The 18661-nt window shown below is 47.2% G+C and carries 21 protein-coding genes; all 21 read left to right on the top strand.

All coding sequences use genetic code 11. From position 1 onward, the window contains the following. The first annotated feature begins 36 nt into the window (after window positions 1–36). Window positions 37–1389 carry a 4-aminobutyrate--2-oxoglutarate transaminase gene (gene gabT / locus FRZ06_12540; GenBank protein ID QOX64104.1) on the top strand — a complete coding sequence of 451 codons (1353 nt, stop codon included), beginning with the start codon at window positions 37–39 and terminating at the stop codon, window positions 1387–1389. Between the two features lie 126 nt (window positions 1390–1515). Continuing rightward, the gene (locus FRZ06_12535; protein QOX64103.1) at window positions 1516–1845 is read left to right on the top strand and encodes a multidrug efflux SMR transporter; all 330 of its coding nucleotides are present in this window, start codon (window positions 1516–1518) and stop codon (window positions 1843–1845) included. A gap of 587 nt (window positions 1846–2432) precedes the next feature. Continuing rightward, window positions 2433–3524: a hypothetical protein gene (locus FRZ06_12530; GenBank protein QOX64102.1), complete on the top strand. Its 1092-nt coding sequence runs from the start codon at window positions 2433–2435 to the stop codon at window positions 3522–3524. A gap of 4 nt (window positions 3525–3528) precedes the next feature. Next, window positions 3529–3795, top strand: coding sequence for a hypothetical protein (locus FRZ06_12525; GenBank protein QOX64101.1), 267 nt, complete (start codon window positions 3529–3531; stop codon window positions 3793–3795). Between the two features lie 122 nt (window positions 3796–3917). Beyond that, entirely contained in the window at window positions 3918–4214 is a 297-nt protein-coding gene (locus FRZ06_12520; GenBank protein ID QOX64100.1) for a BMC domain-containing protein, read from the top strand. A 53-nt stretch (window positions 4215–4267) separates the two neighbouring features. Then, a complete protein-coding gene (locus tag FRZ06_12515; GenBank protein ID QOX64099.1) occupies window positions 4268–4570 on the top strand; it encodes a BMC domain-containing protein in 303 nt (100 codons plus the stop codon). A 63-nt stretch (window positions 4571–4633) separates the two neighbouring features. Beyond that, window positions 4634–6121: an aldehyde dehydrogenase family protein gene (locus FRZ06_12510; GenBank protein ID QOX64098.1), complete on the top strand. Its 1488-nt coding sequence runs from the start codon at window positions 4634–4636 to the stop codon at window positions 6119–6121. 150 nt (window positions 6122–6271) lie between these two features. After that, window positions 6272–8779 carry a choline trimethylamine-lyase gene (cutC, locus tag FRZ06_12505; protein QOX65925.1) on the top strand — a complete coding sequence of 836 codons (2508 nt, stop codon included), beginning with the start codon at window positions 6272–6274 and terminating at the stop codon, window positions 8777–8779. Between the two features lie 123 nt (window positions 8780–8902). Further along, a complete protein-coding gene (cutD, locus tag FRZ06_12500) occupies window positions 8903–9853 on the top strand; it encodes a choline TMA-lyase-activating enzyme (protein QOX64097.1) in 951 nt (316 codons plus the stop codon). A 107-nt stretch (window positions 9854–9960) separates the two neighbouring features. Then, window positions 9961–10314 carry a BMC domain-containing protein gene (locus FRZ06_12495; GenBank protein ID QOX64096.1) on the top strand — a complete coding sequence of 118 codons (354 nt, stop codon included), beginning with the start codon at window positions 9961–9963 and terminating at the stop codon, window positions 10312–10314. Continuing rightward, window positions 10311–10790 (top strand): ethanolamine utilization protein EutP, encoded by a 480-nt coding sequence (locus FRZ06_12490; protein QOX64095.1) that lies wholly within the window; start codon window positions 10311–10313, stop codon window positions 10788–10790. The genes FRZ06_12495 and FRZ06_12490 overlap by 4 nt, the downstream gene beginning before the upstream one ends. Then, entirely contained in the window at window positions 10787–11455 is a 669-nt protein-coding gene (locus tag FRZ06_12485; protein QOX64094.1) for a hypothetical protein, read from the top strand. Before FRZ06_12490 ends, FRZ06_12485 begins: the two co-directional genes overlap by 4 nt. Then, a complete protein-coding gene (gene eutJ / locus FRZ06_12480; protein QOX64093.1) occupies window positions 11443–12288 on the top strand; it encodes an ethanolamine utilization protein EutJ in 846 nt (281 codons plus the stop codon). The genes FRZ06_12485 and eutJ overlap by 13 nt, the downstream gene beginning before the upstream one ends. Window positions 12289–12309: 21 nt before the next feature. Next, on the top strand, window positions 12310–12615 hold the full coding sequence (locus FRZ06_12475; protein ID QOX64092.1) for a BMC domain-containing protein: 306 nt from the start codon (window positions 12310–12312) through the stop codon (window positions 12613–12615). Then, entirely contained in the window at window positions 12609–12875 is a 267-nt protein-coding gene (locus tag FRZ06_12470) for an ethanolamine utilization protein EutN (GenBank protein ID QOX64091.1), read from the top strand. The genes FRZ06_12475 and FRZ06_12470 overlap by 7 nt, the downstream gene beginning before the upstream one ends. A gap of 108 nt (window positions 12876–12983) precedes the next feature. Next, complete coding sequence (locus FRZ06_12465) at window positions 12984–14312, top strand: electron transport complex protein RnfC (GenBank protein QOX64090.1); 1329 nt, start codon at window positions 12984–12986, stop codon at window positions 14310–14312. 1 nt (window position 14313) lies between these two features. Next, window positions 14314–14862, top strand: a complete 549-nt coding sequence (locus FRZ06_12460; protein QOX64089.1) for a BMC domain-containing protein — start codon at window positions 14314–14316, stop codon at window positions 14860–14862. Between the two features lie 93 nt (window positions 14863–14955). Then, a complete protein-coding gene (locus FRZ06_12455) occupies window positions 14956–15606 on the top strand; it encodes a DUF861 domain-containing protein (protein ID QOX64088.1) in 651 nt (216 codons plus the stop codon). 30 nt (window positions 15607–15636) lie between these two features. Further along, complete coding sequence (locus FRZ06_12450) at window positions 15637–16332, top strand: BMC domain-containing protein (GenBank protein ID QOX64087.1); 696 nt, start codon at window positions 15637–15639, stop codon at window positions 16330–16332. A gap of 99 nt (window positions 16333–16431) precedes the next feature. After that, entirely contained in the window at window positions 16432–17994 is a 1563-nt protein-coding gene (locus FRZ06_12445) for an acetaldehyde dehydrogenase (acetylating) (protein ID QOX64086.1), read from the top strand. Beyond that, window positions 17995–18651 (top strand): phosphate propanoyltransferase, encoded by a 657-nt coding sequence (locus FRZ06_12440; GenBank protein ID QOX64085.1) that lies wholly within the window; start codon window positions 17995–17997, stop codon window positions 18649–18651. The last annotated feature ends 10 nt before the right edge of the window (window positions 18652–18661 follow it).

The raw sequence follows: 18661 nt of genomic DNA, 5'->3' as shown, positions 1-18661 counted from the left end.
GTGTCTTCGGTGAAAACAGGATAAGGAGGAAGAAAGATGTCATTGAGAACAAGTCTGCCAAGGATTGTGACGGATGCGGTTCCGGGGCCAAAATCCGCAGAGCTTTTGAAAATCAGAAAGGATCATGTGACGGATGCGGTGGGCATGCTTGCCCCTGTATTTGTGGACAGAGCGGAAGGCGCTATGGTTCAGGATGTGGACGGGAATATCTTTGTGGATTTTGTCGCTGGAATTGGCGTACTGAATATCGGTCATTCTCACCCGGAAGTGATTGAGGCGGTGAAGGAACAATGTGAGAAATATTTCGCGCCAAACATCAATGTCTTCAATTATGAACAGTATCCGCGTCTGGCGGAAAAACTCAACGAGCTCATCCCCATCGAAGGCGAGAAGAAGACGATCCTGGTCAATACAGGGGCGGAGGCGGATGAAAATGCGGTGAAACTTGCCAGGAGATTTACTGGCAGAAGCGAGATTATCAGCTTTGCAGGGGCATTTCATGGCAGATCCTATATGACCATGGCGCTGACCAGCAAATGCCGACCCTATAAAACAGGATTTGGTCCTCTTCCTCAAGGGGTTCACCGATTCCCATTCCCTTATTGCTATCGCTGTCCTTACGGTTTGGAACGTGAGAGCTGTGGCTTGCACTGCGCCAAAATGTTTGAAGATAGCTTCTTTTTAGAATATGTTGCACCGGATCAGGTTGCCGCTATAATTCTTGAGCCGATTCTGGGAGAGGGTGGCTTCGTTGTACCGCCTAATGAATTCTTAACAGAGATGCGCAGACTTTGCGATAAGTACGGAATCGTACTCATCGATGATGAAATTCAGGCAGGGTATGCCCGAACGGGAAAGATGTTCGCCTGTGAGTACTGGAGTGTTCGTCCTGATATTCTCGTCAGCGCTAAATCGGTTGCCGGAGGAATCCCCATCGCCTGTGTTACCGCAAGAAAAGATATTATGGAATCTGTATCGCCGGGAGAGTTGGGAGGAACCTACTGCGGCAACGCACTGGCTTCCGCTTCTGCGCTGAAGGTTCTTGAGATTATGGAACGGGATGATTTTTGTGCGAAGGCCAATCACATCGGCGAGATGGCAATGGAGCGCCTGCATGAAATGCAGGAAAGGTACAGCATCATCGGAGATGTGAGGGGAAAGGGCGCCATGCTTGCGATAGAGATGGTAAAGGATAGAACCAGCAAGGTGCCGGCGAAGGAAGAAACAAAAGCCATTATTGCCGAGTGTATTCAAAACGGACTTGTCGTTTTGGGTGCTGGAGTTCGGGACAACTGCATCCGATTCCTGATGCCGCTGGTAATCACCGACGAGCAGCTCCATGAGGGAATGGATATTCTAGACCGAGCCATTGCAAAAATAACCCTGTAATTCAAATTCACGGCGGCTCTATTTCCTATTTGACAGCAAATGCCTACCTTTGCTATACTTTGCCTTGTTAAGATGCACGAACCGCAGCCCGCGGAATAGAAGGAAAAGGAGCATAGGAAATAGAATATGGGATACTTATATTTGGCATTGGCCATCGCCGGAGAACTGATCGGAACCACATATCTCAAGTATTCAGAGGGATATACCAAGCCGCTTCCCACAATTGTCAGCATTGTTGCTTATGGGATCTGCTTTTATCTTTTTTCAAAGTCGCTTCTAACAATCAATTTGAGCATCGCTTATGCCACCTGGTCAGCGGTAGGACTTATCATCACTGCATGTATTTCGGTTTTCATCTTCCGAGAGGGAATTACCCCTGCGGGAATCGCAGCACTCATCATGATAACCGCTGGAGTCATCGTACTGAATCTTTATGGAGCACCGGTGAAAGGATAGGCCCACTTCAGGATCAGGCCATGAAGATGGCTCATTATATGGTAAAAGGCATCATTCATTTTGTAACAGGATAACAATCTTGTTTGCACATGCCTATCGTAGGGACTGCCTCCTGGCAGTCTCTTGTTTTTTTGATTGTTTTACTTCGAAAAATAAAAAAATCAGACAATTCGCACAAATTGTGCCGTTGAGTCCATGGAGATTATCCAATAAATTTTTTTAGAAAAAAATAGAAATATTCCCACCTAAACGTTGGAAATTAAAGCCTTGGGCATAGACGTAACGGCCTGGACCTCATCTTGTACTCGTCGTGCTCCCTGAATTGATTTTTTTAAATAATTGACTGGCTAAAGTGCAAAAATATAACGATAATGCAATTGTATCAAAAAAAATAAAGGATATTATGCAGTAAACTATTTCATTTAATACCATGAAAAAAGTATGAGGTCGGTTATTATTTAGATGTGGCACGTTTATGATTTACCCAGCCCGACGTGGCAAAACAATTACCGGTCATTATTATTTCTAATAAATGATAATACATCCAAAGCAAAAGCCGTTTAATAATGAAAGGAGAATTTTGTTCTATGAGCGAAGTTTCAGGATCAGTTAACGCATCTGCAGTTGCTGCGAAAAAAAAGTTATCATCTCAATTTTTTAAGAAGGGTGTTAGTGTAGCCATACTTTCCGGTATGTGCTATGGGCTCTATTCTGCATTTTTGACCCTTGGAATGTCCAGCGGTATCTGGGGTGACTGGTATGGTGTAAACACTGCTGCATTGTCTGCATTTGTAATTACATACATGCTCGGAGCACTAGGCAGCGCCATCAATGATACCATCAGTGCAATCTGGTGTATCGGTATCGCAGCTTTCAAAGGTAAGCTGGGAGACTTTTTCAGAACACTTAAGACAAAACCGGGTAGAGTAATGATGTTTGCTGCTGTTATCGGCGGACCTGTAGCCAGCACAGCTTATGTTGTAGCGTTACAGATGGCTGGTTCCATCGTTATTCCAATCACTGCTCTTTGCCCCGCTATCGGAGCAATACTTGCAAGAATTCTATTCAAACAGAAATTAAATGCTCGTATGATTCTCGGTATCATCATCTGCTTCGCTGCAACCTTGATGATCGGAAGCACAAGCCTTGGCGGAGATGCTCCAGAAGGTCTGGCGCTGGGTATCGTTATTGCGTTTATCGCCGCATTTGGTTGGGGACTTGAAGGCTGCGTAGCTGGTTATGGTACATCCATGATCGACTATGAAATCGGAATCACCATTCGTCAGGTAACCTCCGGTCTGTCCAACTTAATCATCTTAGTTCCTATCTTCGGAATCATCGCAGGAGGCGGATTCGGACTTTCCACAGGATTGGTTGTTGATGCAATCACAAGCGGACCTGCAATGATCTGGTTCATCGTCAGCGGATTCTTCGCAGTATTTGCGTATAGCTTATGGTACAAAGGAAACAGCATGTGCGGAGCTGCTCTCGGTATGGCTTGTAACGGTGCGTACTCCTTCTGGGGACCGTTCTTCTGCTGGATCGTTCTGGGCGTAGTAGTTGGTCAGGAAGGCTGGGCACTGGCTCCTATCGCTTGGGCTGCTGCAATCGTAATGGTTATCGGTATCCTTATCATTTCTATGAATCCATTAGACCTGTTCAGAAAGAAGGAGGCTTAATCCAATGAAACCACTGAATTACGCAATTTTGAAATATTTCACCAAGGTAAAAGAAGCCTGCGCAGATGACGTGATCAATGCATTAAAAGGCGAGTATGGCAGCTTTAAGGCACTGAAGAAGCCTGCTGTAATCGAAGCAATCATGACTGCGGAAGCAAATGGCCTTCTGGAAGAAACCAGATTTGATGTGGATTCTAAAGGAGAGCTGAGAGTTTATTACAGAGCGCATGAAGAAGGTGCAGCTACCATCAACAGCTACATCCCGGACTAGTATTGCAGATCGGTTGTAAAATCAAATCTTACGGGGGAAGGGTGCAGGCGGACTGCCTGCACCAGCCTCTGATAAATAGATAGAAAGATAAATGTTCAAACTTGAAAAAGGAGGAAGAAGAAGTGAGATATTACGGTGAAGAAGCATTAGGTCTTGTTGAAACATTAGGAATGGTACCTGCGATCGAAGCTGCTGATAAAATGCTTAAGGCAGCTGAAGTAGAACTGATCTCCTATGAAAACGTTGGTTCCACACTTGTTACCATTATGGTAAAAGGTGATGTTGCCGCAGTAAGAGCAGCAGTGGAAGCAGGTGCGGAAGCAGCAGCAGCAATCGGAAAGCTGACCGCCCATAATGTTATGCCTAGACCAATCAAAGGCGTTGGCGATATCGTTTCGGTTCATGATATTGATCTGTAGTACGGCAGATAAGAATTCAAAATATGATTTATTAAGGAAAGGGACGACAACAAATGGAAAGATTTGAAGCGTTAGGATTAATCGAAACATTCGGTCTGGTTTTCATTCTGGAAGCAGCTGACGCAATGTGCAAAGCTGCAGACGTTGAACTGATCGGATATGAAAATGTTGCTTCTGGATATATTTCCGTACTGGTACGGGGAGATGTTGGAGCATGCAAAACAGCTGTAGAAGCAGGTGTGAAAGCCGTTAATGATATGGGCGCCGAAGTTTACAGCTCCGTCGTAATCGCCAGACCTCACCAGGATTTGGAAAAGATTATCGCACGTTATTCTCTTGATAAGCTGCTCGCGTAAGCGGCGGTAAATCGTTATCAATAGACTGCGTCAGCAGTTAAAAGAAAAAGGAGAGTTTACAAAATGAATATTATAGACAATGATTTGCTCTCCATCCAAGAATCTCGAATTCTTGCGGAAAATGCCCGTGAAGCACAGAAAAAACTGGCGACCTTTTCACAGGAAAAGCTGGATCAGATTGTTGAAAATATGGCGCGTGAAATCAGCCATTATGCCAATGAACTTGCAAAACTGTCCAGTGACGAAACGGATTATGGTATCTGGCAAGACAAGTACATAAAGAATCGATTTGTCTGTGAGTATTTACCTGCTGCCCTGCAGGGGATGCGCTGTGTTGGCATTATCAGGGAAGACGAAAAGAATAAAACCATGGATGTAGGTGTTCCGGTGGGAGTGATTGCGGCGTTATGCCCGGCAACAAGCCCGGTATCAACCACCATCTATAAAGCGCTCATCGCTGTGAAATCTGGTAATGCGATGATCTTTTCGCCTCACCCAAGAGCAAAGAATGTCATGGGCCGAACCCTTGATGTTCTCATCAGCGCCGCAGAGGAAAGCGGACTGCCGGAAGGCGCCCTCGCGTATCTGCATACAGTTACCCAGAGCGGTACTGTTGAACTGATGAATCATCCGGCTACTTCGCTGATTATTAACACAGGCGTTCCGGGAATGCTCAAGGCGGCACATCAATCAGGCAAACCCGTAATTTTCGGCGGAGCCGGCAATGGACCGGCGTTCATCGAGCGTACTGCGGATATCAAGCAGGCTGTCAGAGACATCATCATCAGCAAAACCTTCGACAATGGAATCGTATCGGCAGCGGAACAGTCCATCGTGGTGGACAGCTGTATTCACCAGGAAGTAAAGAAAGAACTGGAACAAAACGGTGCGTATTTCATGACTGACGAGGAGGCCAACAAACTTGGTGCGCTGCTCTTCCGACCTGACGGAAGTCTGGATTCGGAAATGGTGGGAAAAAATGCCCGGGAGCTGGCGAAAAAGGCTGGATTCTTTGTTTCGAGCAATGTGGTTCTGCTTCTATCGGAGCAGAAATATGTGTTCGATAAGAATCCATACTCCAAAGAAAAGCTCTGCCCGGTTCTGGCCTATTACATCGAAGATGATTGGATGCATGCATGCGAAAAATGTATTGAACTTTTGCTCAGCGAAAGAAACGGACATACGCTGGTGATCCATTCCAAGGACGAGGACGTAATCCGTCAATTTGCCCTGAAAAAGCCAGTTGGGAGAGTTTTAGTTAACACTCCGGCAACCTTCGGCAGTATGGGCGTGACGACGAATCTGTTCCCTGCAATGACACTGGGAAGCGGATCAGCCGGAGAAGGGATTACAACGGATAATGTCTCTCCTATGAATCTGATCTATGTGCGAAAAGTCGGGTACGGTGTAAGAAAGCCTGAAGCCATCGGATTATCGGAAGAACGTGTTTTCTCCGCTGAACTGCCGGTACAGCAGCCTGGGATCAATCAAGAAAATATGAAAATGCTGCAGCGAATTTTAGAGGGAGTTATCAGTGAATTAAAGAGATAATTCCGAAGCGAAGGCATGTAAAACATAGATATTACGGCTCCTTAACGGGGCCTGAACGATCAGATATAAGGATCTGAAATTTATTAGAAAGAAGGTAGAATTTTGGATATTCGTGAATTTTCAAACAAGTTGGCAGAAGTAACCCAAAATATGTCTGCTGAAGAACGTGCGTCTTTAATGAAGATGTTTGAGAGCGTTTCTAAAGAAATTACGAAAGAAGAACCGATCACCGCATCAGCCGGATATACTGCAGGCATCGCGGAAGGAGGAACAGAAATACCCGATGGAATCACACCCCGTCTTGAAAAGCTGAAGGCAAATTACCTGAAGCATGTTCCTTCCATCACTACATACCGTGCTAAAGCGATCACCAAGATTGCAAAAGAAAACCCCGGCATGCCGAAGATTTTGCTCCGTGCAAAGTGCTTCCGTTATTGCTGCGAAACAGCACCTCTTGTCATACAGGATGATGAACTCATCGTCGGAGCACCAAACGGAGCTCCAAGAGCCGGAGCATTCTCCCCTGATATTGCTTGGAGATGGATGGTTGATGAAATCGACTCCATCGGAAATCGGGCTCAGGACCCGTTCTATATCTCCGAAGAAGACAAGAAGATTATGAAGGAAGAGCTTTTCCCATTCTGGCAGGGAAAATCCGTAGATGAGTACTGCGAAGACCAGTATCGTGAAGCGGGTGTTTGGGAAATGTCAGGCGAATCCTTTGTTTCCGACTGCTCCTACCATGCGGTAAACGGCGGCGGAGACTCCAACCCAGGGTATGACGTAATTTTGATGAACAAAGGGATGCTGGATATTCAGCAGGAAGCCAAGGATCATCTTGAAAAGCTGGATTATCAAAATCCGGATGATATTGAAAAAATATATTTCTATAAATCCATCATTGACACCACAGAGGGTGTAATGATCTATGCGAAGCGTCTTTCGGACTATGCTGCTGAGCTGGCTGCTAAGGAAACCAATCCGAAGCGTAAAGCAGAACTGCAGAAAATTTCCGAAGTCAACGCATGGGTACCGGCGCACAAGCCAAGAAACTTCTGGGAAGCAATTCAGTCCGTATGGACCATTGAATCCCTGCTGGTTGTGGAAGAAAACCAAACAGGTATGTCCATCGGCCGTGTTGACCAGTACATGTATCCTTATTACAAGGCAGACATCGAAGAAGGCCGCATGAACGACTTTGAAGCCTTTGAGCTTGCAGGCTGTATGCTGATCAAGATGTCTGAGATGATGTGGATCACCAGCGAAGGCGGTTCCAAATTCTTCGCAGGATATCAGCCTTTCGTCAACATGTGCGTAGGCGGTGTTACCCGTGAAGGCCGTGACGCAACCAATGATCTGACATATCTGCTGATGGATGCAGTTCGCCATGTAAAGATTTATCAGCCTTCACTGGCCTGCCGTATCCACAACAAGTCGCCTCAGAAATATATGAAGAAGATCGTCGACGTAATCCGTTCCGGAATGGGCTTCCCAGCCTGCCACTTCGACGACTCTCACATCAAGATGATGCTTGCTAAGGGCGTTTCCATCGAAGATGCGAGAGATTACTGCCTCATGGGCTGCGTAGAACCTCAAAAGGCAGGACGTCTGTATCAGTGGACCTCCACCGCATACACCCAGTGGCCGATTTGTATCGAACTGACCTTGAACCATGGTGTTCCGCTTTGGTATGGCAAACAGGTTACACCTGATCAGGGAGATCTCTCCCAGTACAAAACCTTCGAAGAGTTTGATGCTGCCGTTAAGGAGCAGATCAAATGGGTCACAAAATGGACCAGCGTTGCCACGGTTATCTCACAGCGTATTCACAGAGAACTGGCACCGAAGCCGCTCATGTCCATCATGTATGAAGGCTGTATGGAAAAGGCGTTGGATGTATCTGCCGGAGGCGCAATGTACAACTTCGGACCTGGAGTCGTATGGTCAGGACTTGCAACCTATACGGATACCATGGCTGCTATCAAGAAGCTGGTATTCGATGATAAAAAATATACCCTTGAGCAGATCAACGAAGCACTGAAAGCAGACTTCGTAGGCTATGACCAAATCCTGCAGGATTGTCTTAATGCTCCGAAATACGGAAATGACGATGACTACGCAGATCTGATCGCAGCTGACATTACGCACTTTACAGAAATGGATCACAGAAAGTACAAGACCCTGTACTCTGTACTGAGCCATGGAACTCTGTCCATTTCCAACAATACACCATTCGGTCAGCTGACCGGAGCTTCCGCAAACGGAAGAAGAGCTTGGACACCGTTGTCCGACGGAATCAGCCCAACTCAGGGTGCAGACTACAAAGGACCTACCGCCATCATCAAATCCATCTCAAAGATGGCAGTAGACAGCATGAACATTGGTATGGTACACAACTTCAAAATCATGTCCGGTCTGCTGGACACGCAGGAAGGTGAAGATGGTATCATCACACTGCTCCGTACCGCATCTGTATTTGGAAACGGAGAGATGCAGTTCAACTATCTGAGCAACGACACTTTGGTTGAAGCGCAGAAGCATCCTGAAAACTACAGAGATCTGATCGTTCGTGTTGCCGGATACAGTGCATTCTTCGTAGAACTGTGCAAGGACGTGCAGGATGAGATCATCAGCAGAACCATGCTGACACAGATCTAAAAACGCAATCGCAATAACCCTTCATTAAGTTCTGATCCGGCGGGAGGCTGCCTCACGCCGGACGGAGCTTAAACCAGAGAGTAATTTAAGAGCACCGGCTCTTGTGACAGGAGATTTTACAGTATGGGCAATACAGGAACAATTGAAAGAAAAGCATTGGTAACCAATGTTCAGAAATATAACATGCATGACGGCCCTGGTGTGAGGACGCTGGTATTTTTCAAAGGCTGTCCCCTGAGATGCAAGTGGTGTTCAAATCCCGAAAATCTGGAACGGAAATTCCAGGTGATGTATAACCGGAATGCCTGCGTAGACTGCGGAGCCTGTGTGCCGGTCTGTCCCGTAGGAATCCACAGGATGTCTCCATCCGGAGTTCATGAAGTGGATCGAACCATTGAGTGTATCGGCTGCCATGCCTGCGAAGCAGCATGTCCGCAAAATGCGCTTTCCATCGCCGGAAAGAAAATGACTATCTCAGAGATCCTGGCGATCATCGAAGAAGATAGAATGTTTTATGACATGTCAGGGGGAGGCGTTACCATAGGAGGCGGTGATCCCATCATGCATCCGGAACCGGTGACAAACCTGCTCATGGCATGCAAAAAAGAGGGATTCAACACAGCAATGGAAACCTCCGGCTATGCAAAACTTGAAACAGTGCTGCAGGTTGCTGAATTTACCGATTTGTTTCTCTTCGATATTAAGCAGATTGATTCGTCAAAGCACTATGATCTGACAGGAGTTCACAATGAGCAGATCCTGAAGAATATCACAGAGCTTTTGAACAGAAGATTTAATGTAAAGATCAGGATGCCTTTGCTGAGAGGGCTCAATGACAGTGAAAAGGATATTCAGGGAGTCGTTGAATTTCTGAAACCCTTCAAAGATTATAAAAACTTTAAAGGAGTTGACCTGCTGCCATATCATAAATTTGGAGTGAACAAATACTGCCAGCTGGGAATGGAATATCCGCTGGAAGGAATGGAAGATCCCTATTTAACCGCTGAAGACCTGGAACGAATCGAAAAGCAGTTTCAGGATGAAGGAATCCAGGTGCAGGCACTCAGCCACTAATATAGAAGATAACTAGTTAAAATAGATGATTGTATAGATACGAAGTTCGGCATAAACCCCATTGCCCGAATCATAACACGAGCATTTGTACGAGAAAGGACAGTTACATGAGCGCTTTCGGTGAAAAAGGAATAGAACGCATCATTCAAGAGTCGGTTCCGGGAAAACAGGTAACGCTGGCCCATGTCATCGCCTCGCCCATGCCTGACCTCTACGAGCGACTCGGCATAGACGAGAAAGGTGCCATCGGCATTCTAACTCTGTCACCTTACGAAACCTCCATTATAGCAGCGGATATTGCAACAAAGACAGCAGACGTCGAAATCGTATTTCTGGACCGCTTTACAGGATCCGTGGTGATTTCTGGAGATGTTCAGAGCGTAAAGACCGCACTGAATGCAGTCAATGACACGTTGAAAAATATGCTGGGTTTTGAAACAGCTGCGGTTACCCTCACATGAGAAGAAAGCGAATCATGGTCATAGGACCTACAGGCTGCGGTAAAACCAGTCTGGTGAATGCGCTGAACCATTATGAGGGACCTCTTAGGAGAACTCAGAACCTGATTTATGGAGAAAACACCATTGATGTGCCCGGGTCTTACATAGAAAACGCATGGATGTATAAACACCTCATCTCTGCGGCTCAGGACGCATCCCATGTTTTAATATTAGTCGATCCCACAGACGCCGGCGATGTTTATTCACCGGGGTTTGCCAAAACCTTTCGGTGTCCGGTAATCGGAGTGATCACGAAGTGTGATCTGCAGCCATCCAACGAAGATGCTGCGGTAAAGAAACTGAAACGGCTTGGAATCGAAGAACCCTATTATAGAATCTCCGTTCCTGACGGAACGGGTATGGCGGCCTTAAAAGACCGGCTGCTGAAGAAAGAACCTGAGAAACGTCTGGAGCGAATGAAGGGGGATCAAAGATGATATTTATAACGGAAGATGATCTGAGAGATTTGTACAGAGCGGGAGCTTTCACCGAATATGATGTGGAACCAGGCACAAGAATCACTCCAGGTGCACGTCAGTTTCTGGCGGATCGGCAAATCGTCCTCTACGATGCAGAGAATCCGAGAAAGAAAGCAGTGACGGAAACGTCACCGATATCGGTACTGACTCCGGCGCCTGCAGCTTGCCAGCCACTGGCTGCCAGCAAGGTAAAGTCGGTAGAAGCACTGTTTCTGCTGGTTGCAGAGGAGCTTCTGAGCAGGGATATTCTGCTGGCCCAGAAGGTCATCAAACTAAAAAAGAACTTTGCACAAATCAGAGAGACGCTGAATGACGGAAAACCTTGTGAACCCCTCGGCTGTGAGGCCTGCAGTGGGATCAGCGAAGTGAACTACTCGGAAGATTTGGGAGATTGCTTTGAAATCACGGAATTTCATATTCAGTTATCGAAAGGAAAAGAAATCATTCACCTCCACAGACTGCGCTGTGCGCTGAGAGAACTGCAGCTGGAGCTGCCAATGCTGCTCACATGCGACGAGGACAGAACACTGTGTGAAGGAATCACTGGAAAGGTAAATCAGATCATCAACACCATATCACAGTTGATCTGCTGCACCGCCGGAGGAGAAAAATGTCAGAGATAAATCAAACATTTCAATACTGCGATGAACTGGTTAGTGAGTTTGAACAGGTCATTGAAAGACCGGTGAAAAGCAAATCATCAGTGTATTATACGGGAGTGGATCTCGGTACAGCCTGCGTGGTAGTTGCAGTGCTGGATGAGAACAAAAGGCCCGTTGCAGGAGCTTACCGATATGCGGATGTAGTACGGGATGGTATGGTTGTTGATTACATCGGTGCCATACAGATCGTCAGAGAGATGAAGCAGCAGCTGGAAGAACAGCTTGGAACAGAGCTGATCTACGCAGCGGCAGCCATTCCTCCGGGAACCGATTCGCTGGATGGCGGAGCTGTGAAAAACGTGGTTCAGGCGGCTGGCTTTGAACTCACCGCTCTTCTAGATGAATCTACCGCCGCAAATGAGGTTCTGAAAATGAAGAACGGCGCGGTGGTGGACATCGGCGGAGGAACCACCGGAATCTCTATCATGAAGGACGGCAAGGTAATCTATATTGCCGACGAGCCCACGGGAGGTACTCATTTTTCTCTGGTGATCTCAGGAGCCTACAGAAAGTCCTTTGAAGATGCGGATGTATATAAACGAAATCCGGATAACCACAAGGAGCTTCTTCCGGTATTGAAGCCGGTGGTTGAAAAGGTCGCTTCCATCATCAGCCAGCATATCAAGGACTTTGATGTCCAAGAAATTTCACTGGTAGGCGGAACATGCTGCCTGACGGGAATCGAGACCATCATTGAGAAACAAACCGGAGTGTTTACACATAAACCCCAAAATCCCATGTTTGTGACGCCGCTTGGAATCGCTCTTTCCTGCACGCAGGAAAGCAGCTATTAGCAGGCTTACAGGGAGGTTGTTATGGAATTTAGAATTATTAAATCCCCGTCTGCAGGAACCGTTGATATCCTGATGAGACGAATGGGACCCAAAGTGAACGAAGAGCTGAGACATGCCGATGCGGTGGGTCTGGTTCAGGGCCGGATGATCGAAATGATCTGTGCGGCAGACATTGCAGAGAAAGCAGTAGGAGTCACAGTGGAAGATGTGAAGGGCAGCTGCCCGCAAAACATGATACTGATCGCTATTTTCGGCGACACGGCTTCCGTTGAATCGGCAATCCAGGAGATCAAGTACAAACTGGAAGAAGGGAAAAACATATGTTAACAGCAAAATTGATTGACAATGTATGGGCTACCAGAAAAGCGGATACTCTGAGCGGATATAAGTTTATGCTTGCAGAGGTCATCGGCGGCGGCAGCCAAGACGGACAGCGCATGATCGTTGTTGACAACATCAGTGCCGGAATAGGCGACAGAGTCATCGTATGCACCGGTTCTTCTGCGAGAAGAATGCTGGGAGACGACAATCTGCCTGTTGACGCTGTGGTTGTTGGAATCATTGATGAAGACTGCCAGTTTGGCTGAGAAGGAACGAGTCAGCCCTGTAGCAGCGTATAAAAGAAGCAAAATATAGATGCTGATTTCATACGTCGGGCAGATGAAGAGTGGATTGATTGAATTGTGGAGGCAGAAATGAATCTTCTTGATATGATAAAGGATGCTGGAATTATCGGTGCTGGCGGGGCAGGTTTTCCCACCCACGCGAAGCTGGCGTCAAAAGCTGAATATATCCTGATGAACGGCGCCGAATGCGAACCGCTTCTCAGAGTCGATCAGCAGCTGATGGCGATGTATCCCGAAGAGATCATCAAAGGCTTCGAAGCGGCAGGAAAGCTTGCCGGTGCGCAGCAGGCCATCATAGGAATCAAGGGCAAGCACAAGGAAGTAATTGCCATCCTGCGCGATAAGATCCAAGCGCTGCAGCTTGGTGAATATGTAGCGGTAAAGGAATTGCCCGACGTTTATCCCGCAGGAGATGAGCAGGTGCTGGTTTACGAATTAACCGGAAGAATTGTTCCGGAAGCAGGCATTCCCATTCACGTGGGATGCGTGGTGGTAAATTCGGAAACGGCTCTGAATATATATAAAGCCATTCAGGGAAAACCGGTAACGGAGAAATATATCACCGTTGCAGGAGACATTCCAAATCGATTGACCGTAAAGGTACCGGTTGGTACGCCGGTCATGGATGTCCTGAAGCTTTCAGGAATTGAGAATTTTGACGACTATGCCGTAATTGACGGCGGTCCCATGATGGGGCCTGTCATGGCAAATCTAAACGGGTTTGTTACAAAGAAAAGTAAAGGTTATGTCATTTTAAAAAAACAGCATCACCTGATTCGGAGAAAGACTGTTAAGACGGAACAGGCGAGAAGAATCAACAGGGCTACCTGTGAACAGTGCCGTATGTGCACCGACCTATGTCCGCGGTATTTGCTGGGACACAACATGCAGCCTCATAAGATGATGAGAACCCTGGCTTACTCGCTGAAGGATATGGAGGAGCAGAAAATAGCATATTTGTGCTGTCAGTGCAATCTTTGCGAACTGTTTGCCTGTCCTGCCGGCCTGTATCCTAAGTCGGCCAATATGATGGTGAAACAAAGTCTGATGGAGCAGAATCTTCGCTTCCAGGCAAAACCGAAAGAATATGCGGTAAGAACCGCCAGAGCGTATCGCCTGCTTCCCAGCAAACGCCTTGTTGCTAGACTGGGACTGAAGGATTTTGATAAACCTGCTCCTGTGACGGAGCTTGAGCTAAGGCCTGAAACGGTACAGATCGCTGTTTGTCAGCACGTTGGTGCTCCGGCGGTTCCCGCTGTAAAAGCAGGAGACAGAGTAACGGAAGGACAGCTTATCGGTACAGTGCCGGAGGGAAGTCTTGGCGCACCGATTCATGCAAGCATATCCGGAACCGTCCTTGAGACGGAAAACGGCTTCATCGCAATAAGGAGGGACTAAGATGGCTAAAGCGATCGGCATGGTTGAATTTACAAGTATAGCGCGCGGCATCTATGCTGCGGACCAGATGGTGAAGATTTCCGATGTGGAAATCGTAACAGCAGGGTCTGCATGTCCCGGAAAATACATCGCAATCGTCCACGGTGATGTGGCTGCGGTGCAGGATTCTGTAAGTGTGGGAGAAAGAACTGCGGAGGAATACCTGGTGGATTCCATCGTCATCCCCAATGTAAGCCCCCAAGTGTTTCCTGCAATTACCGGAACCACAATGCCGGACAGAATCAGAGCCCTTGGCATCATGGAGTCCTTCTCTATGGCCACCATGATTATCGCAGCTGATGCAGTGCTGAAAGCAGCAGATCTTGAGCCATTGGAGCTGAGGCTGGGCAATGGACTGGGAGGGAAAGCCTACTTCACTTTTACCGGTGATGTAGCCGCAGTGCAGACCGGCGTGGAAGCCGGAATGGCTGTTTCCGAGGAAAAGGGTCTCATGGTCAACGCGGAAGTCATTCCGTCACCATCGGACAGACTGATCCCAAGCCTGTATTAGAAGGCGAGCAGGTTTCTATCGCGTACTAATAGAAATTTTAATAAATAGTAGTATGATTCCAAATTTGCTAAGAATGTGAAAGGAGGTGAAATCATGAAAAAATTGATTTGTGCTAAAGATGTTGAAGCTGTGATAAAGCAAGGAAAGAAAGTACTTTACATAGATTGTGACACCATCGTCACACCCTCTGCAAAGGATGCTGCAAAATCAGCTGGTATTGAACTTTCTACCGAAGCTCCTGCAGCGGCTCCAGCAGCCGTATGCTGTGAAGCGGCAACTGAAGCGGTGAAAGCCGCTGGCGGCGAAATCGATAGCAACATGATTTACAACGTACTGAAATTGATGATGGAGAAGGGACTGCTGCAAGGCGTCTTTGAAGGCCAGCCTGAATTGCCTTATGTTGCGGAACGCGACAGCAGCGGACTGAAAATCGTCCGCGGTGCTTCGGTAAAGTATGAGGCTCTTGACACTGGAAACCCTGGAGACAAGGTTTTCTATCAGGAAATCATCAATGCCGATGATGGCTGCTCCATGAATGCAGGCTTCATCACCATCGAGACCTGCAACTTCGACTGGGAATGCGCTTGTCAGGAACTGTACCACGTTGTGGAAGGGACTCTGACGGTGGGAGTAGACGGAAAGGTTTACACGGCAGGCCCTGGAGATTCAGTATTCTTCCCCAAGGGAGCAAAGGTGACCTTTGGATCTCCCAACAAGATGAAAGCATTCTACGCAACCTATTAGAATGCCGAATCAGAGTAAGGAGGATAAGAAATGCAGGCACTTGGCTTGATAGAAACAAAAGGTCTAATCGCAGCAATCGAAAGTGCCGATGCCATGCTGAAAGCCGCAGAGGTCAGTCTTGTTGAGAAGACCCTTGTAGGCGGAGGATTGGTGACCATCGCTGTAACCGGTGATGTCGGCGCAGTCAAAGCTTCTGTGGAAGCAGGAGCGGCTGCAATCAGAAAACTGAACAGCACCTTATTGATTTCGGAACACGTGATTCCACGTCCCCATCAGGAACTGGAGGGCATCATTGTTTCGGCCGAAAAGCCGGAACAGAGTGAGAACCAGAAACCCGCTGCAGATCCCGTTACACCGATCGCACCTCTGCTGGAAAAGGCAGAGGAAGTGAAACAAACCGTTGCACCAGAAATGGTAAATAAGGAGGAACTTCCTGAGGTACCAGAGGCTGTAACGAAGAAAACGGTTCTGGTTGATACGGAGGCAAATACTGCAGATCAAACCCTGACGGAAGACCCGGGTGAGCTTGACAAGGAGACCGTTGATAAAATCGTCCTGGAAAAAGGGCTTGAGGGAGCAATTGCAGTCCTAAACGGCATGAAAGTCGTAAAACTGCGAAATCTGGCTCGCCAGTACAAGGACTTCGGTATTGCCGGAAGAATGATATCCAAAGCCGACAAACAGATGATCCTTGCTGAATTTAACAAATATTACGGTCAGAAATAAACAATAGAGAATGACGAAGGAAGCGCTTGTAATCAGCACTTCCGGAAAATGAATTTTGACTGGATGACTTGAGGAGACAAGGAAAGGAGGAATCACAACTTGGAAAATTACGATTATGACTTACGCTCAGTTCAGGAAGTAAGAAATCTTGCGCGCCTGGGCAAAATTGCAGCAGACCAGATTGCAGACTATTCCGAAGAAAAAATCGATGCGATACTAAAAAATATGGTGAAAGTTGCAAGGGAAAATGCGGTAAGTCTGGCCAAGATGGCCGTTGAAGAAACTGGATTTGGCAAAGTGGCTGATAAAACCTATAAGAACCATGTGGCTTCTGTTGTTTTATATGATGCCATCAAGGAAATGAAAACCATTGGTGTTATTAAAGAAGATATCAATACACAGGTTATGGATATCGCAGAGCCCATGGGATTGATTATGGGAATTGTGCCTTCCACCAATCCAACATCAACTGCTATCTTTAAAGCAATGATTGCGGTGAAGTCGAGAAACTCAATTGTATTCTCGCCCCACCCATCAGCGGCAAAATGCACCATGCAGGCAGCAAGACTGATGCATGAAGCAGCGGTTGCAGCAGGTGCGCCGGCAAACATCATCGGATGCATCTCAATGCCAACCATGGAAGCAACCAATGAACTGATGCATAGCAAAGAAGTGAAAATGATCATCGCAACCGGAGGCCCCGGAATGGTCAAAGCCTCATACAGCGCAGGAAAACCGGCGCTGGGTGTAGGAGCAGGAAATTGCCCGGCCTACATAGAAAAAACGGCTGACATTCCAAAGGCAGTCAGCAACATTCTGGCAAGCAAAACCTTTGACTACGGAACGATCTGTGCATCAGAGCAGTCCGTCATCGTTGAGGAATGCAAAAGAGACCAGGTGGTAGCTGAGTTCAAAAAGCAAGGCGCTTATTTCATGACGGCAGAAGAAACAAAGAAGGTCTGCGGCCTGCTTTTCAAGAACGGTCATGCGATGAATGCAAAATTTGTAGGAAGATCCCCGCAGGTGATTGCATCTGCAGCAGGATTCTCCGTACCGGATGAGATCAAGGTTCTCATCGGGGAACAGAAGGGTGTCGGACCGGAAGATCCGCTCTCTTATGAAAAACTGACTTCTGTACTGGCGTTTTATACAGTAAGGGACTGGGAAGAAGCATGCGAGCTTTGCATCAAACTGCTTCAGAACGGGATCGGACACAGTATGAGTATTCATACGGAAGACAGAGATATGGTGATGAAATTTACCAGAAAGCCTGCTGCGCGTATCCTGGTTAACACAGGTAGCACACAGGGGGCAGTCGGAGCAAGTACAGGACTTCTGCCATCCTTCACACTGGGATGCGGAACATGGGGAGGAAGCTCCGTATCGGAAAACGTCAGCCCGCTTCACTTGATCAACATCAAGAGAGTGGCTTACGGAATCAAAGATTGCGGTTCATTAGCTTCTGATCCATCTTTTAATTATCCTGAACTGACAGGAGCGGCAGTGCAATATACAGGAAGCTGTTCCGCAGCCAGTCAGTCCAGCCAGAGCTGCAGTCAGGGATCCAGTCCTTCATACACATCAACCATTAATGACACTGACAAAGAGCAGCTTCTCAAGCTGATCAATGACTTGGTTGATGCGATGAAGGGGGGAAACTAGATGGAAAACAATTATGAAAATCTGCTGAAACTCTTCATGGAAGCGGTACAGACAACTCTCTCCGCACCGGAAGCAGCGGCGGAGGACCCATCCATCGTCCCTGTGGGAATATCAAACCGGCACCTTCATCTATCTCAGACAGATCAAGACCTGCTGTTTGGAGAGGGTTATCAAATGACAAAGATCAAAGATCTCTCCCAGCCAGGACAGTACGCCTGCAAGGAAACCGTAACCATTTGCGGACCGAAGGGCGCCATTGAAAATGTGAGGATTCTCGGACCAGTCAGAAGCAAGACACAGATTGAGATTCTGGCCGGTGACTGCTTCAAGCTTGGAGCAAAAGCTCCCGCAAGACTCTCTGCAGATCTCCAGGGAACACCGGGAATCACCATCATCGGACCGAAGGGTTCGGTTCAGACCGCCGAAGGACTCATCGTAGCGCAAAGACACATTCATATGACACCTGAGGATGCGCAGCGGATTGGAGTTGCAGACGGACAGACCGTTTCCATTCAGGTCGAAGGTCCCAGAGGTGGAATCTACGGAAATGTAGCCGTAAGAGCCACAAAGACATCTGCTCTTGAGTGTCATATCGACAACGAAGAGGCAAATGCAATGAGTATTAATTCGTTATCAAAAATTAAAATTATCAAATAATCAATAGGAG

It is taken from the genome of Clostridiales bacterium (assembly GCA_015243575.1).
Lineage (GTDB): Bacteria > Bacillota > Clostridia > Peptostreptococcales > Anaerovoracaceae > Anoxybacterium > Anoxybacterium hadale.
Note: the sequence above shows the minus strand (reverse complement) of the source record. Positions and strands in the feature narration are given on the sequence as shown.

Bases quoted from the DNA above. Each gene is read 5' to 3' on its own strand.
- gabT (QOX64104.1), top strand. From the start codon at position 37: ATGTCATTGAGAACAAGTCTGCCAAGGATTGTGACGGATGCGGTTCCG.
- FRZ06_12535 (QOX64103.1), top strand. From the start codon at position 1,516: ATGGGATACTTATATTTGGCATTGGCCATCGCCGGAGAACTGATCGGA.
- FRZ06_12530 (QOX64102.1), top strand. From the start codon at position 2,433: ATGAGCGAAGTTTCAGGATCAGTTAACGCATCTGCAGTTGCTGCGAAA.
- FRZ06_12525 (QOX64101.1), top strand. From the start codon at position 3,529: ATGAAACCACTGAATTACGCAATTTTGAAATATTTCACCAAGGTAAAA.
- FRZ06_12515 (QOX64099.1), top strand. From the start codon at position 4,268: ATGGAAAGATTTGAAGCGTTAGGATTAATCGAAACATTCGGTCTGGTT.
- FRZ06_12510 (QOX64098.1), top strand. From the start codon at position 4,634: ATGAATATTATAGACAATGATTTGCTCTCCATCCAAGAATCTCGAATT.
- cutC (QOX65925.1), top strand. From the start codon at position 6,272: ATGTCTGCTGAAGAACGTGCGTCTTTAATGAAGATGTTTGAGAGCGTT.
- cutD (QOX64097.1), top strand. From the start codon at position 8,903: ATGGGCAATACAGGAACAATTGAAAGAAAAGCATTGGTAACCAATGTT.
- FRZ06_12495 (QOX64096.1), top strand. From the start codon at position 9,961: ATGAGCGCTTTCGGTGAAAAAGGAATAGAACGCATCATTCAAGAGTCG.
- FRZ06_12490 (QOX64095.1), top strand. From the start codon at position 10,311: ATGAGAAGAAAGCGAATCATGGTCATAGGACCTACAGGCTGCGGTAAA.
- FRZ06_12485 (QOX64094.1), top strand. From the start codon at position 10,787: ATGATATTTATAACGGAAGATGATCTGAGAGATTTGTACAGAGCGGGA.
- eutJ (QOX64093.1), top strand. From the start codon at position 11,443: ATGTCAGAGATAAATCAAACATTTCAATACTGCGATGAACTGGTTAGT.
- FRZ06_12475 (QOX64092.1), top strand. From the start codon at position 12,310: ATGGAATTTAGAATTATTAAATCCCCGTCTGCAGGAACCGTTGATATC.
- FRZ06_12470 (QOX64091.1), top strand. From the start codon at position 12,609: ATGTTAACAGCAAAATTGATTGACAATGTATGGGCTACCAGAAAAGCG.
- FRZ06_12465 (QOX64090.1), top strand. From the start codon at position 12,984: ATGAATCTTCTTGATATGATAAAGGATGCTGGAATTATCGGTGCTGGC.
- FRZ06_12460 (QOX64089.1), top strand. From the start codon at position 14,314: ATGGCTAAAGCGATCGGCATGGTTGAATTTACAAGTATAGCGCGCGGC.
- FRZ06_12455 (QOX64088.1), top strand. From the start codon at position 14,956: ATGAAAAAATTGATTTGTGCTAAAGATGTTGAAGCTGTGATAAAGCAA.
- FRZ06_12450 (QOX64087.1), top strand. From the start codon at position 15,637: ATGCAGGCACTTGGCTTGATAGAAACAAAAGGTCTAATCGCAGCAATC.
- FRZ06_12440 (QOX64085.1), top strand. From the start codon at position 17,995: ATGGAAAACAATTATGAAAATCTGCTGAAACTCTTCATGGAAGCGGTA.